This window comes from Hymenobacter terrestris (genome assembly GCF_013377905.1).
Classification (GTDB): domain Bacteria; phylum Bacteroidota; class Bacteroidia; order Cytophagales; family Hymenobacteraceae; genus Hymenobacter; species Hymenobacter terrestris.
The window spans coordinates 1-14,759 of sequence record NZ_JABKAV010000077.1 but is presented as its reverse complement, the minus strand read 5'-3'; the positions used below and the strand labels follow the sequence as shown (position 1 = coordinate 14,759).

General features: G+C 59.6%; 10 protein-coding genes and 1 pseudogene. All 11 read right to left on the bottom strand.

The genetic code is table 11. From position 1 onward, the window contains the following. Window positions 1-241 precede the first annotated feature (241 nt). Window positions 242-736 (bottom strand): hypothetical protein, encoded by a 495-nt coding sequence (locus tag HW556_RS16365; RefSeq protein ID WP_176901195.1) that lies wholly within the window; start codon window positions 734-736, stop codon window positions 242-244. Between the two features lie 193 nt (window positions 737-929). After that, entirely contained in the window at window positions 930-1,646 is a 717-nt protein-coding gene (locus tag HW556_RS16360; protein WP_176901194.1) for a GAF domain-containing protein, read from the bottom strand. 909 nt (window positions 1,647-2,555) lie between these two features. After that, window positions 2,556-3,047 (bottom strand): CIA30 family protein, encoded by a 492-nt coding sequence (locus HW556_RS16355; protein ID WP_246289695.1) that lies wholly within the window; start codon window positions 3,045-3,047, stop codon window positions 2,556-2,558. Window positions 3,048-3,357: 310 nt separating this feature from the next. Beyond that, a complete protein-coding gene (locus tag HW556_RS16350; protein WP_176901192.1) occupies window positions 3,358-4,155 on the bottom strand; it encodes an alpha/beta hydrolase in 798 nt (265 codons plus the stop codon). A 91-nt stretch (window positions 4,156-4,246) separates the two neighbouring features. Next, window positions 4,247-4,411, bottom strand: a complete 165-nt coding sequence (locus tag HW556_RS16345) for a response regulator (protein ID WP_176901191.1) — start codon at window positions 4,409-4,411, stop codon at window positions 4,247-4,249. A 251-nt stretch (window positions 4,412-4,662) separates the two neighbouring features. Next, on the bottom strand, window positions 4,663-7,206 hold the full coding sequence (locus tag HW556_RS16340) for a PAS domain-containing sensor histidine kinase (RefSeq protein WP_176901190.1): 2,544 nt from the start codon (window positions 7,204-7,206) through the stop codon (window positions 4,663-4,665). Between the two features lie 201 nt (window positions 7,207-7,407). Further along, window positions 7,408-7,977, bottom strand: a pseudogene (locus HW556_RS16335) (IS3 family transposase); the annotation flags it as partial. Window positions 7,978-8,236: 259 nt separating this feature from the next. After that, the gene (locus tag HW556_RS16330) at window positions 8,237-8,533 is read right to left on the bottom strand and encodes a transposase (RefSeq protein WP_176901188.1); all 297 of its coding nucleotides are present in this window, start codon (window positions 8,531-8,533) and stop codon (window positions 8,237-8,239) included. Window positions 8,534-8,677: 144 nt separating this feature from the next. Then, window positions 8,678-11,380: an AsmA family protein gene (locus HW556_RS16325; RefSeq protein ID WP_176901187.1), complete on the bottom strand. Its 2,703-nt coding sequence runs from the start codon at window positions 11,378-11,380 to the stop codon at window positions 8,678-8,680. Window positions 11,381-11,711: 331 nt separating this feature from the next. After that, on the bottom strand, window positions 11,712-12,746 hold the full coding sequence (locus HW556_RS16320) for a quinone-dependent dihydroorotate dehydrogenase (RefSeq protein ID WP_176901186.1): 1,035 nt from the start codon (window positions 12,744-12,746) through the stop codon (window positions 11,712-11,714). A gap of 137 nt (window positions 12,747-12,883) precedes the next feature. Next, window positions 12,884-14,759, bottom strand: a 1,876-nt coding sequence (locus HW556_RS16315; protein WP_176901185.1) for a carbamoyl phosphate synthase preATP-grasp domain-containing protein, incomplete at its 5' end; no start/stop codon positions are given.

Genomic DNA, 14,759 nt, shown 5'->3' with positions numbered 1-14,759 from the left:
AAAACTATATCAGTAGAAAGACCTGCACGTGTTCGTAGGGCTCGGTAATGGTCTGGTAATGGAAGCGCGGGACGTTAGCCTCTTTGATGGCTTAGTTCGGCCACAACGACCCCTTTAGCGCGTGTGTAGAGCGGCAAAGGCTGCCTTGCTGGTGCGGTAAATAGCCACGAACAGGTGTTGCTCGCCTTCCTGATAGGAAAATCCTTGGATTTCCTTTTCGGTATCCTTCGCCCTACTGCATTCAGGACCCATGTGCGTTGCTTGCATATAGGTGCTGGTAGAGCAGCTGCGCGGCGGCCGCCAGTAGGGGCTGATCAGTGGTGCGCTCCTGGCAGCGCTGCAAATCGTAGTGGCACAGCGTGCCAAAAGCCCGGCCCTCCCCATCGCGCATAAGCGCGCCGCAATAGGAAATAACCGGCGTTTCGATGCCCAGCGCCTGCGGGTCCACGGTGGCGTCCAGAATCTGCACCGGTGCCTCGGTGCGGCCTACCAGCGAGCAGTAGGTGGCGGCCATCGGCGCATCGGCTCCCTGCCGCACCGCCGCCATTTTCCGGTCAAACAGGGCCTCGCTGCGTAGCATATCCCCATCGAAACGCCACACGCCCGTGTAACGATGGGGCGTGCGGTAATTGAGGTAGGCCAAAGCCGCATGCACCCCCTGCTGTTGCAAAAGGGCGGTAAACTCGGCTATTTCTGCTGGTAGGCTGTTTTCTTGGTTCCGGATAGTTGTGTTCATTCTGGTTGGATAAGGCCGGGTGCACTGACGAGCAGGCACCCTGAGCAAAGGTAGGCCACCAAGGTTATGCGCCGCTCTAGACTTTGCCGCTCTAGACTTTATTAATTAGTAAGAACCGGGTCTATTTGCTGGCTGCTAGCGGCCACGTACCGGAAAAATTCCTGACTCTCCTGGTCTAAAGCCAAGTCTATCCTCAAAAACGGGTGGCATCCAGCACTCCTTTCAGGTCGTACATGCGGCCTTTTACCTGGTCCAGAAAGGCCGTCGGTACGGGTACCGCGCTGCCGTTGCGGGCATTGAGGTAACGCACCAGCGCGTTGAGGGCTCCGATTTCCTCCTGCAACTCGGCGCTCAAGTGTGCCCACTTGTCTTGGCCGGCTCCCCCCGTGCGCGCTCGGCACCGGTGGCGCACGGCCAGCGTCTGGCTGACCAGCCCGGCAAGCAGTTCCAAGATCTGCTGTTCGTCGGGTGTAAAGGGGCGGGGCTCGTGATTGACGAGGCATAGCGTGCCGAGCGGGTGCTGGTCGGGCAGCCGCAACAGGGCCCCAGCATAAAAGCGCACGTGGTTTTGCTGCGCCACCCGCAATATCTCCTCCGGAATAGGAGGGTGTTGTTCCAGCAGTACGTCGTGGTAAACTACGGCCCGGCCCAGTACAATGGCTGTGGAACACAGTACTTCCGCGCGCGGCAGGTGGCCATGAGCGGGCATTCCTACCGCAACCGGGTAATGCACGTCGGCTTCCTCCACCACCGATAGCAGCGAGATGGGTACTTGGAACAGGCGTGCAGCCAAGGCCACGAACTCCTCGAATACGGGCTCGGCCAAGGCGGCTAATACCTCAAATGAACGCAGGGCTGCGAGCCGGGCAGATTCGTCGTCGGGAAGGGGGGAGGGCGAAGAAGTAGCCATGGCAGCAGCAGCAGAAAATAATGAGTGGCGGAAGATAGTCGAATAGGCGCAATACCGCATTATGTTCCTATCGCCCGACAGCTCAGGCACGTTAAGATTCGGTAGGGCTGGGATAAAAGGTTTAGCCAGTAGCAGGGGCAGGTAAGGTGCTTATTGCTGCTGGCTGGCCTGATACAGGGTTTGGGCGGTTTGCCAGACAAACTGACCCAAGGATGCCCAGACCAAATAACGACAAGTGACGTGGTGACCCAGCGCTGCTTGTCGCCTCACCAACTCCAGCGAAATATGCCTTCGCGCCCAAGCGCTGGGGAAGCCAATAGCTCACTTTTGCCTGCTGACAGAGTATTGTTTGGGCCCGGGAGGAAAAGTTCTATTACCCGTACTAAAAACAGCGTAACCACACCTGCTCAACGTACAATGTCTCGAATTTTTTATTCTACAACCTTGTAATTGATTGAGGTGTGATTGCCCTCTTTAGTGATATGAATTACACCGTGTTAAACTCGCACTCACCATATTTAATCCGCGCCAATTGGGAGCTAATTGTTAATAAAAGAAATTTATAAAGCCAATGAATCTCCAATCAGAGGATGTGAATACCCTGTTATATAACCGATTTAAATATTACTCGGGTGACAAGAGTATTATTACCCTATGGGTTCTATCGCTATAGCACCAACCAGTAGTTGTGCTCAATTGTATTAAAGCTATTTGTAAAGTTAAAAAAAAGTCATGCTGAGCCTGACAAAACATCTCTACCGCTTTATGGCAGTCGTTCAACGAAGCGGTAGGGATGCTTCGACTGCGCTCAGCATGACGTTTTAATTGATTGTGGGTATTTTTCAAACAGCTTAATTGATAAAGAACTAGTAGTGCAAGCTGCTTGATTTCTCTAGATTAAATCAGTCTTTATTGTAACTCGATCTTATCTATTTCCAGCTGGAAGTTCTCTGCTTTCCCGTTGCCAATCAAAAACCGAATTTCCTGGATCTTATGGGCGTTAAAATTGGGCTGATCCATCTTTTCTCCGCGGTATGAGGGTTGCATTTCATTGAGTGGAATTTCGATAGTTTGCCATTCTCCGCTGGTTTTGAAAGTATGTATATACGATGCTTTTTCATTCAGATTAGCTTTTATTCTGAATTGGTATGGCTTACCATCTCCTTTTAAGCGGATGCAGGCCTTATTGTAGCCTTTTATATCCTGGGGTTTAAAATGATACTGCATAGAAGCAAACCCGCCGTCGTTTTCCAAGGAAACATCCCCAGTGAAAACTGCATTTCCCTCTTCGCTTCGCGCGAGGTTGCTGGAGGATTTACCGCCCATCACTACGTCGTTCTCTATCTCCCACACAGACCAGTCTGAGGAGGTGCTAAAATCAAAAAGCAATAAGCTGTTCATAAGTATGGCGGTTAAAAATGAAGTGTTCATCTCTGTATGATTGTATCAGGTGAAATGCATTTTTTTAGTGCTTATAGCTAACTTCCGCGACTTGAAAATAGTTTTAATCGTTTGATTTCCAGTTAGCGGTAGAATGAGGGAGCCAAATTAAACGGGGCAGAGTGGGAACGGTATGAAACATAGGTAGTGGAATGGCCTGACTTACCTGATGTTCAGAACACGTTGCGCCGCCTATCGGTAGAAAAGACTGACGCTGGCTTCGCTCACGCTAGTGGCCGCTACCATTTAATTCACCGACAGGTTAACTCGTTTAGGCTGAAGTGGCTTGGGCGGTGAGCCACCGCTCGACCAAGGCCGCATCTTCGCGCCAGGTGGACTGGCCAAGCATGGCGTGGCAGCGACCGGGCAACTCCTCGAAGTCGGTTACCGAGGCGGCGTGGCGGTAGCGGCGGTGGTTGGCACGGTTGAGGGCGGCGGGCATAATGCGGTCGGCGCCGCCGGCCAGAAACAGCAGCGGCGCGTGCGGCCGGGCGAAGTCGACGCGGGCCAATAAGCTCAGGGCACCGCGGATGGTCTTTTTGGATTCCGGCGCGGCCAGCTGGTCGTAGTACTTCTGCTGGTCGGCCAAGGGCAGGCCGTTGGCAATGGCGTACTGCCATTGCGCGAAAGTGGGCAAAAACGTCGTTTTCAGCGACGAAAACAGGCCCAGCATGGGCAGTACCGACCGCACCAGCGACCAGTTGGCCACCACCACGCCCAAGGGCGGCGCCGACTCGATGGCCACGCCCGCCACCACGGCGTTTTGCTGAAGCAGCAGTTGCACGATGAGTCCGCCAAAAGAATGCCCAATAACGATGGGTTTGGCCGGCAGCCGGGCGATGAACTCCGTGTACACCCGCAGCACGTCTTGCAGGCCGTTTTGGGCGATGGGTGAGTGCGGGTGCTGGCGACGCAACTCAGCGGCCGGGGCCTGCTTGTGGGGCCAGTCGGGGGCGTAGCAGGTGTAGCCTTCACCTTCGAAGTAAGCCTGCCAATTGGCCCAACTCGCCGACGTGACGACGGCACCCGTGATGAAAACGATGGCGGGGCGAGGAGGTGAGAACGGCATGAATAGAAACCGATGACAGGCGAAGCATTGGCCCGGAGGGAAGTAGGCCAGGAAAGGCAGTAAAGATAAAAGAAGGTCGATTTCGAGAGGCTCAGCCAGGGGTACCCCCGGCGGAAGGTTCGCCGGTGGGCTGGTCAAAATGCTCGTGCAGCACCCGGGTGATTTTGTCGCGGGTGAGGGGCTTGGTGAGGTAGCCGGCGATGGGCAGGCCCTGCATTTGGGCCATGTCTTGGGGGTTGAGGGAGGTGGTGAGCATGATGATGACTACCGAGGGATTCTCCTGTTTGGGACGCTAGGCGTAGGCCTGCAGAAACTCGAAGCCGTTCAAGCGGGGCATCTCCATGTCGAGCAAAATGAGGACCGGGCAAGTGGGCGACATGGTCACCTGACAATGGGTGTGCAGCAGGTCGAGGGCCTCCTGGCCATGCGTTGTAGCAAGGTTTGGTTGAGAAAGTTGGTGGTATCGTCGTCGTCAATGAGTAGAGTACAGGAAATAGCGGACATATCTCAGGAAGGGATATAAGTAGGGAGGGGCTGCCCAGCAGGGCTGGCCGCGTGGGGCAGGAAAACGAAAAAAGTGGTGCCGGCCCCAAGCTGGCTGTGGACTTCGATACGGCCACCAGCGTTTTCAACCATGCGGTTAATCATGTAAAGGCCAATTCCGGTGCCCTCCACGTGGTCGTGAAAGCGCTGGAACATGGTGAATAGGCGCGGTATGTAGGCGGGGGCAAGTCCGAGGCCGTTGTCGTGCACTTCGAGCACGGTGTGGCCTTCGCGCACGTGGGCTCGCACATCGACATGGGGCGTGCGGTCGGGGTGGCGGTACTTAACGGCGTTGCTGAGCAGGTTGTACACCACCGAGCGCAGGTTCTTTTCGGTAAACGGCACGGGCGGCAAGGCGGGCACATCAACAGTGAGCCGGGCGCCGGCTACGTCCAGCATAGACCGCAGGTCCTGCCGCACATCCTCGACCACCGCCGCCAGATTGACCAGCGTGGCGGCCGGTGCGTGTTCTTTTTGCAGCCGGGAAACTTCGGTGAGGTGGTCAATGGTGCGCTTAAAGCGCTCCACAGCATCGAGCATGCGCGAAAGAGTGGGGCCGATTTCCGGGTCTTGGACTACGGCGGCGGGTAGATCTTCCTGCAGCAGATAGAGTAAGCCCTCGATGTTGGAAATGGGGGCTTTGAGGTCGTGAGAGGCGGTATAGATGAAGTTGTCCAGGTCCATGTTGGTGCGCAGCAGCTGGGCATTGCTGCCGTGCAGCTCCTGGTTGGTGAGCTGGAGCTCCTGATTGAGGGTCTGTACCTGTTGGCGGGCCACCACCTGGTCGGTCACGTCGGTGGTCACGCACGCAATGCGCGCGATGCGGCCCTGCGCATCGCGCAAGGGTTGAAACACAAAGCTGAAGTAACCCGTCTCCCCGGGCTGATGGTAGGCCAGGCGTGCCGGCCACTCCTTCACCGCCACCGTTTCGCCGCTCTGCCACACCCGGGCCAACAGTCCGGGCAATCCCTGGCTCACCAACTCCGCCATCACCTGCAGGTAGGGGCGCCCCAGCAATTCCTGCCGGGTGCGGCCCAAAATCTGCTCCATCAGCGGATTGACGAGGGTAAATACATAATCGGGTCCCTCCACTACCCAAATAGCCGTGGGCGACTGCTCGAACACGGATTCGACCAGGCGCTGCTGGTCTTCACGTTCCTGGCGGGCCAGTACCCGGTCAGTCACGTCCAGCACAAACACCAGAATATCCAGCGACTGGTGGGGGCCGCCGTGCAGCGACTGGTACACCAAGTCCAGGTACCGGGGCTCAGCTTGGCCGGTAGTTGGGTTGTGGAGCAAAACCGGAGTTTCGGCGCTCACGTACGGCTCGCCCGTGGCATATACTTGGTCGAGCAGGTCGATAAATCCCTGTTCGACTACCTCGGGGAATACCTCGGCCACGGTGCGCCCCAACTCGACGCGCTGCGCTGAAATGGCCTGAAAGGGCGCATTGAAGAACGAATAGCGGTGCTCGGGGCCGGTGAGTGTAGCAATGGCGGCGGGCATCTGGCGCAGAATCTGGTCGAGCAGCGCGCGCTGGGCGCGCAGCTGCTCGCGCTGGTCTTCGGCTTCGTGCAGGGCCATTCGTACGTCGGCCGAGCGGGCCGTGACCCGCCGCTCGAGCTCCTCGTTGAGCTGCTGTAGCTGCTGGCGGGCCAGCACCTGCTCGGTAACTTCAATGGCCGAGGCTACAATGCCGGTGATGCGCTGCTGCCTATCGCGCAGGGGTTGGTAAACGATGTTGAAGTACCCCGAAACCAGCTGCCCCGTGCCCTGGCGGTCAATCTGTACTAGATGCTCATGCAGGTAGCAGGACTGGCCGCGGTGGTAAGCATCGGCAAAAATAGCCTCGAATCCCTGGCCCTGCAGGTCGGGCAGGGCTTCGAAGTGGGGCCGCCCCACCACAGTGGCCAGCGGCCGACCCCACAGCTGGAGCATGCCGTCGTTGGCAAACGTCACCACGTAATCCGGCCCCTCCGCGATGCCGAGCGCCACGGGCACCTGCTCGAAGGTGTGCCGCAGCGTGGCCTGCTGCGCTTCAATTTCGGCGCGGGCGTCCCGCTCGCGGGTCTGGCTCGCGCGCAGCACCTCCTCCACAGCCGTACGGGGCTGGTCGCGTCCGTCGGTGAAGTGCACAACCAGCACGTCACCGCAGCGCTGGGCCACGAGTTCGTAGTAGCCATCGAGCTGGTCATCCTGGTAGAGGTTCTGCCGACGTTCGACGTGTCCCGATAAAAAAGCGTCGCGGTAGAACTGATACACACCTACCTCCGGGGCGGCCGGAAAGAGCGTCAGAAACGAGTCGGTGGGCTGCTCGGGCAAGTTTAGCATGCGCTGGGCCGCTGCATTAAGCCGCTCCCAGGCCAGGTCGATAATGGCCGTGCCGTCGGCCGCGTACACGGGCCGCAGCAGCATAATGCCCACGGGAGAGGTCGTGAACAGTACATCGGCCAAGTTATCTGGGGGTAGGGTTTCGCCCGGCAGCGCCGGCGCAGCAACAGTAGTCATGAAAAAACGAATAGCGTGGCAGTGAGCACCGGCACCCCCGGAATGATATGCTTTGCGGATACCCAGGGCTAGTTGTTACCCTTACGAGGCGGTGAGGCCGGGTGTTCCCGGCAGCCAGCCGGCGCCCAGGGCTTGGCTCTGAGCGGCGGCACGCTCTCGCGCCGCACGCTGTGCGCCTCGCGCCCCCAGCTTCCTAAGCCCCTAGTCAAAATAGTCGGCGACGCTGCGTTGCGCATCGGCTAGGTTCGCAAAAACGGGCCGCTCACGGACTTCCAAGACCTCCGTTTTGAGGCGCGACCACAGACTCTCGGCTTGGGCATTGTCGTAGCAGTCGCCGCGTCGGCTCTGTGAGCGCACCGCTTGGTGATCGTGCAGCAATTGCCGATAGACATTGCCGCAGTACTGCCCGCCCCGGTCCGAGTGCACGAGCATGCCCGGCGTGGGCGACTGCGCCCAAAAGGCGCGCTGTAAGGCGCTGATTACCAAAGCTTCGGGTATCGTCGCCCCGACCTGCCAGCCCACGACCCGCTTGCTGGCCATGTCCTGAAAGGCGCACAGGTAGGCCCAGTCGCCGTTAGCCAAGGGTAGATACGTGATGTCACTGACCCAGACGCGGTTGGCCTGGGTCGGTTTGGGCTGGTCCAACAGCCGGTTGGGGGCGCACCGCAGGCCGTGCGTCGAATCGGTGGTGCGCGGCGTAAACGCCTTCGGCTGGAGCGCGTGCAGGCCCCGGCGGCGCATAGCCGCCCGCAGGCGCTGACGTCCCACCCGGTGTCCCTTGTTGCCGCAGCGCTACCTGGAGGCGACGCGTGCCATAGCAGCGCTTATGCACCCCGAAGACCTTGACCAGCGCCGTTTCCCACGCTGGCTCCGTCTTAGGGATGGCCTGTTGCTGAACCTGTTGCCACGCGTAGTAACCGCTGGCCGGCACCTGCACCAGCTGGCAGAGCAGCCGCACGGCGTACTGCTCCCGATGCGCCTCGATGAAACGATAACGGCTCATTGGTCCGGTGTCTGTGAGAGCCTGCGCTTAAAGCAGGCAACTGGCGATGGCTTTTTTTAAAATTTCCAACTCCTGCGCCTGCCGCCGATTGGCGGCCCGCAGTTGACGCAACTCGGCGGCCATAGCCGGGTCTAAATCGGCCCCGCGAGCGGCCGCGACGGGCGTCAGGGCTTCTTTCTGCCACTTGTAGAGCAGCTTAGCATTGATATTCAAGGCACGGGCCGCGGCCTGGGTCGAGCGACTTTGCTCAGCCAAGCGTAACGCTTCGGCCCGGAAGGCGGCATCGTAGCGCCGACGTTTAGGAGGTTGGGGGCTGTCTTTCATGACGTTCGAAAGATAAGACCCTATTCTGTCCACATTTACCCGACCACCTCAGAATGGCATTAGCCCGGTTAAGTGTTCAGGGAAACGGTGATTCAAACAGCTATTACCTCGAATAGGAGCCGATTGCAGACCTCTTTGGCTTGCTCATTTAGGGAGTGGCGCTTCATCCTTACTCTCGCTGAGCTTTTGCGCCAGTTTCTGGGGAACGCCCACATTGTTGAACAAGCCGCTCACCATGCCTTGGCGCCACAGCGTGAACACAGAAAAGCGCGGCTCGCGGGTAGAGCTCATGTCGCCGGTTTCGAATTTTCTTCGTTTCCGGGGGTTCTGGTCGCGGATGACCACGAAGTTTACCAGCTTGGACTTGACGCGGGTAAGCAGCGACTTCTCAACTTCAACTTCTTCTTTATCAAACCGGAGCAACGTCATTTGCAGGCCGGAGTATTCGGTCCAAGTGGTGCCACGCACGCGCTGGCGGTCCGCGTGCAGGTCGAAGCGTAGGCGACGTACGTTACCGCGCTTAAACTCGACCAACCGGGTGGGCACCGTCATGGCATTGAGCATGGCAAATGGGCCGGGGCCAAACGCACCCCATACCCGATGGCGGCCCATGGGGTCGAGTAGGTACATGGACACCTGCGCGTCGAGCCGGCAGCGGTTTTGCAGGTACGTCGTGGCTTTGCCGGTGAGCGGGGTATCGGCGGTCTGGCGCCTGGGGTCGTTGCTCAGGTTGTAAAAGCTGCCATTGAAGCGGTTGATGCTCATTGTCCCGACGATAGGCGTGAGCGGACTGCGGTAGCGCGAATACAGGTTGCCTTCCTTGATATCCAGCTGCCGGACATCAACGAGCACGGGCAGCTTACGCATCTCTTCGGGCGAAACCTTCGAGTAGTTTGGGTTGATGGGCCCGCGGCCGTCCGAGGCAATGCGCACCACCGGGCGCTGCACCGTGATGCGCGCAATGCGGAAATCGTTGCGGCCCACCAGGGCGGCAAAGTCGAGGCCGCGGGCGGTGAGCGAGCTGAGCTTGATGGAAATAGCGGCCGCCTGATAGCCTTTGCGCTGGTTCATCTGCGCCGCAGAGTACGCCGGCGTGAGCGACATGGCGGTAAAAACCAGGGTGCGCGCATCGGTATCGAGGCGCATGCGTTGGCTGGCCGCCCGGTAGTAAGGCGGGTCGAAGGGCGCCGTAACCAAGCCGGAGCTGGCCCGCCACGATCTGGCGTAGGCAATTCGTGCGGGCGTTTGGGCCGCCAGCGAGTCGATGCGAATGGAGGAGCCGATGAGGTTGAGGTCGTAAATCTCCGGTGAATGGCGCAGCCCCCCGATCTGCAGATCGGTGTTTTTCACTACGAACCGGTTCAAATCGGAACGCCGCACAAACCCCGACAGCAGCTTCCAGACCGGTGGCGTCGGCTGGGTGGGCGGGGTAAAGTTGAGCTTGGTGTCGCGAATGGTTAAGGTGTCGGCCTGAAAATGCCGCTGGTGCTGCAGCGCTGCCGCATTGAGGCCGACAAGGGTCAGGCTGGGCATAGTCAGCGCAACGCGCGCCGCGCCGGGCTTCCCCTGCCCAGGTGCCGGCGGCCGAATCTGCACCGAACGCAAGGCCAGCGTTCTGGCCTGCGTTGAGAGCCGCAAACCAGCCAGGCTCAGCGCATGAGCGGCCACGGTGGCCTGGCTCCGGCCAAGGGTCAGGTCCCAGCTTTTAGCAAACAGCACCCGGCTGGCATCCGGAGCCGTGGCCGAATCGTACTGCAGGCTCGTGCCGGCCAGCACTAGTTCATTGATTTTCAACGCCTGCGCCTTTGCCGATACGCGCACAGAGCCATCAGCAACCTGCAGGTGCGCCAGATCCAGCCTGCGCAGGAAAGCCAGTGCAGGGGCCGGGCCAGTGGCGGGTGTCTGATTCGGCAGTTGAGCGTTGAGCGTTGGGGTTTGCAGGCGCAACGAGTCGGCCCGCAAGTGGTGCCGGTGCTGCACCGCCGCTGCGTCGAGGCCAGTCAGGCGTAAGCGTTGCAGCGCCAGCTCGACTTGCACCTGGTCTGCCTGGCGCGGGCCCTGGGGCTGAATGCGAAGCGAGTCGAGCTGTAGCAGCTTATCGGTAGTTGCAAAGTGGGCACTGGCCAGGGCCAAACGGTGGCCCACTGCCTGGGCCCGGGCCTGCTGCAGGTGCAAGCGCCAGGCGGCGGCGTACCCAAGACGCTGGGTATCGGTGGCCCCAGCCGGGCTGATGAGCAGTTGGTGCGCGCTGAGGTCGGCCCGCTTGAAACGGGCGTTTACCTTCTGCCCAGGCAGGTAAGTGCCCTGCGTCTGCAGCAGCCCCAGGTATTCAATCTCGAAGCCTTCGAGTTGGAGTGGCAATCGTTCGTGCAACGGTTGGTTGGCGTTTTTAACAGGCCTCTTTGCCAGCGCCAGCACCTCTAGATGGGCCGAGCTGACCACAATACTGTCAATGGGTACCAAGCCTTTGCGCAGCAGGGTCAGCAGCCCGATACCGGTCACGTGGAGTTGAGCTACATCGACGCGCACGCGGGGCAGTGTGTCGGCTAGCGTGGCGGCGGGTCGCAGGCGCACGTGCGTAAGTCGGACAGCACGCTGCCAGAGGTTGGTGCGCAGCTCACCCACCTGCAGGCGGTACTGGCCGTGGGTTTGGGCCGTTACCTGCTGTTCTAGCTTTCTGTGCAGCCAGAGGTCCAGATAATGCGGGCCCACGAGCACCAATGCCACGAGTAGCGCCAATAAAGCCAACAACAGCCAGCGGCCCCAATGGCGGGACGGCGGCGTTGGCTTTCCCCGGGGGATGGCAGGATTGGCGAAAGAACTAGCGGTGTCAAGCGTTTCAGGCACAGGAATATGCAGCAATGCAGGCATAACGGCAAAAGCACCAGTCAAGGTTGTGCGTCGCTTGCTCACATCGGTGAAGAGGACGGTTTCCCCGACTAATTCATTTGATTAATAGACCGTTGGTACAAAGTTGCCGGCTGCCACCGCCGGATCATAGGAAGGCAATAGGCGGAACTAGCACCCGGTTTTGCTTTCCCAATTAAAGGCAGAGGCCATAGATTGGTGAGGTGGAGGTGGTTTAAGTGAGACGGACAGAAGAAATATACGTCCGTCTTGCCTAAACCACTTCACTCGCGTTACCCCTACTGGCATCAGCACGTGCGGACGTAGCGCGTTAGCCTGACACTAGGCTCCGGTTTATCCGGCTCACCAGCGCTGGCCCTTCATAAATGAACCCGGTGTAGAGTTGAATGAGCGAAGCCCCCGCGTCCAGCTTCTCCCGTGCATCGGCCGCCGAGTGAATGCCACCGGCGCCGATAATCGGCAGCCCCCCATCTGATTTCCGGTGCAGGTAGCGAATGACTTCGGTAGCCCGCGCCCGCAGCGGCTTGCCGCTCAGGCCGCCCGCGCCCAGGCTGGCTACGTAACCAGGTTCGGTGCTCAGGTTATCGCGACTGATGGTGGTATTCGTGGCGACGAGGCCGCTCAGGTTGGTTTCGCGGGCGATGAGCAGAATGTCGTCGAGTTGCGAATCCGTGAGGTCGGGCGCAATTTTGAGCAGCAGTGGACGCGGCACGGCACGGGCCAAGTTCCGGGCCTGCACCTGCTGCAATAGCTCAATGAGGGGCTTTTTCTCCTGCAACTGGCGCAGGTTGGGCGTGTTGGGTGAACTCACGTTCACCACAAAGTAATCGACCACCTCGGCCAGCGCCTCAAAGCCAGCCACGTAATCGGCGGCCGCGTGCTCGTTGGGGGTGTCCTTGTTCTTGCCGATGTTACCGCCGATGATAAGCTGCCGGTTACGCCGCCGGGCCAGCCGATCCGCTACCACGGCTGCCCCGTCGTTGTTGAAGCCCATGCGGTTCACCAGCGCCTCGTCCTGCGGCAGCCGAAACAGGCGCGGCGTGGGGTTGCCGGGCTGCGGCCGGGGCGTTACGGTCCCAATTTCCACGAAGCCAAAGCCCAGCGTAGCCAGCTCATCGGTCAGGGCTGCGTTCTTGTCAAACCCCGCCGCCAGGCCCACGGGGTTAGGAAATTTTAGCCCAAAAACCTCCCGCTCTAGGCTGGAATCCTGGAAATTATACAGCGTCCGCAATAGGGCTTTGGTGCCCGGCATCCGCGCAGCACGGCGCAGATTATCGAAAACGAGGTGGTGGGCGCGTTCAGCGTCGAGGTTGAAAAGTAGAGGCTTGATTAAGGAGTTATACACGGGCATCTGGGCCAAACGGTTGGTCGGATTCAGCGAACAATCTTTCGCGGTACAGGTAGTTAGAATTCCTGAATTTTAACGAGCTCTTAGTGCAAATCTTAGGTCGGCGTACAGCCACACGGACTAGAAAGTTCGCACTACATTGCCTTGTACTCGTTCCAGCTCTTGATCTTGAGGTCCTCCATTCCCAGCGTGCAGAAGGCGCGGATGAACGCCTTGGCCAGCCGCGCATTCGTCAGCAACCCGACGCCCGAATCCACGGCCGTGCGGCGGATGCGGTAGTCGTTGTCCAGCTCGCCCTTCGACAGGTTCTTGGGGATGTTGATGACCAGGTCAAGTTTCTTCTCCTTCAGATACGTCAGCACGTTGGGCTCCTGCGCGTCGTTGGGCCAGTAGAGCAGGCTGGATGGCACGTTGTTTTCGGCGAAGAAGCGGTGGGTGCCCTGGGTGGCGTAAATCTGGTAGCCGCGTTTCACCAGCAGCTGGGTGGCGGAGAGCAGCGCCACTTTCGAAAGGATGGGGCCGCCGGAAATGAGCACCGTTTTCTCGGGGATTTTGTACCCCACGCTCAGCATCGATTTGAGCAGGGCTTCCTCGGCGGTGTCGCCCAGGCAGCCTACTTCGCCGGTGCTCACCATGTCCACGCGCATCACCGGGTCGGCGCCGGGCAGGCGGGTGAAAGAGAACTGCGGGGCCTTCACGCCCACATAGGGCAGGTCGTAGACCCGCTCGCTTTCGTCGCGGGGCACTTGCTTGCCCAGCAGCACCTGGGTGGCCTTTTTGATGAGGTTGTTGCCCGATATTTTCGACACGAAGGGGTAGCTGCGCGAGGCCCGCAGGTTGCACTCAATCACGCGGATGGTACCATCCTTTTCCAGAAACTGGATGTTGAACGGGCCGCTGATTTCGTAGCGCCGGGCCACTTTTTCGGCGATGATTTTGAGCTTGCGCACCGTGCCCACGTACACGCGCTGGGGCGGATAGTACATGGTGGCGTCGCCGGAGTGCACGCCGGCAAACTCGACGTGCTCGGAAATGGCGTAGCTCACAATTTCGCCCTTGTCGGCCACCGCATCGAGCTCTATTTCCTTGGCCTCCTGGATGAACTCGGACACCACTACCGGGTATTCGGCGCTTACCTGCTTGGCCGCTTTCAGAAATTCTTCCAGCTCGAAGGCGTTGGAAACCACGTTCATAGCCGCGCCCGACAGCACGTAGCTCGGCCGGATGAGCACCGGGTAGCCCACTTCGCGCACAAACTCGTGCATAGCCTCCAGCGAGGTCAACTCCTTCCAGCGCGGCTGGGCAATGCCCAACTCGTCCATGATGCGCGAGAACTTGTGGCGGTTCTCGGCCTCGTCGATGTGCGCGGCCGTGGTACCCAGAATTGGCGCCTGGGCTTCTTCTAGGCGCATGGCCAGGTTGTTGGGAATCTGGCCGCCGGTGCTCAAAATCACGCCGCCGGGCTGCTCGAAATCCAGAATATCCATTACCCGCTCGAAGCTCAGCTCCTCGAAGTAGAGCCGGTCCGATACGTCGTAATCAGTGGATACGGTTTCGGGGTTGTAGTTGATGAGGATGGTTTTGTAGCCCTCCTCGGCGGCCGTTTGCACGGCCTGCACGCCGCACCAGTCAAACTCGACGGAGCTGCCAATGCGGTATACGCCCGAGCCCAGCACCACGATGGACTTGCTGGTTTCGCGCTCCAGGTCGTTTTCGGTGCCGTGGTAGGTGGTGTAGAGGTAGTTGGTTTTGGCCGGGAATTCGGCGGCCAGCGTGTCAATCTGCTTCACCACAGGCAGCACGCCCAGGGCCTTGCGGCGGGCGCGCACGCGCAGCTCGTCGGCTTTGAGGCTCGTGGCGTCGCCCTCGCCCAGCAGCTGCACGGCAATTTGCTGGTCCGAGAAACCGGCTTTCTTAGCGTCGCGCAGCAGCTTGGTTTCCAAGGAATCGAGGCCCACGGCGCGGCCGGCGGCCAGTTGCTGGCCCAGCTCAAAAATGGTGAGCAGGCGT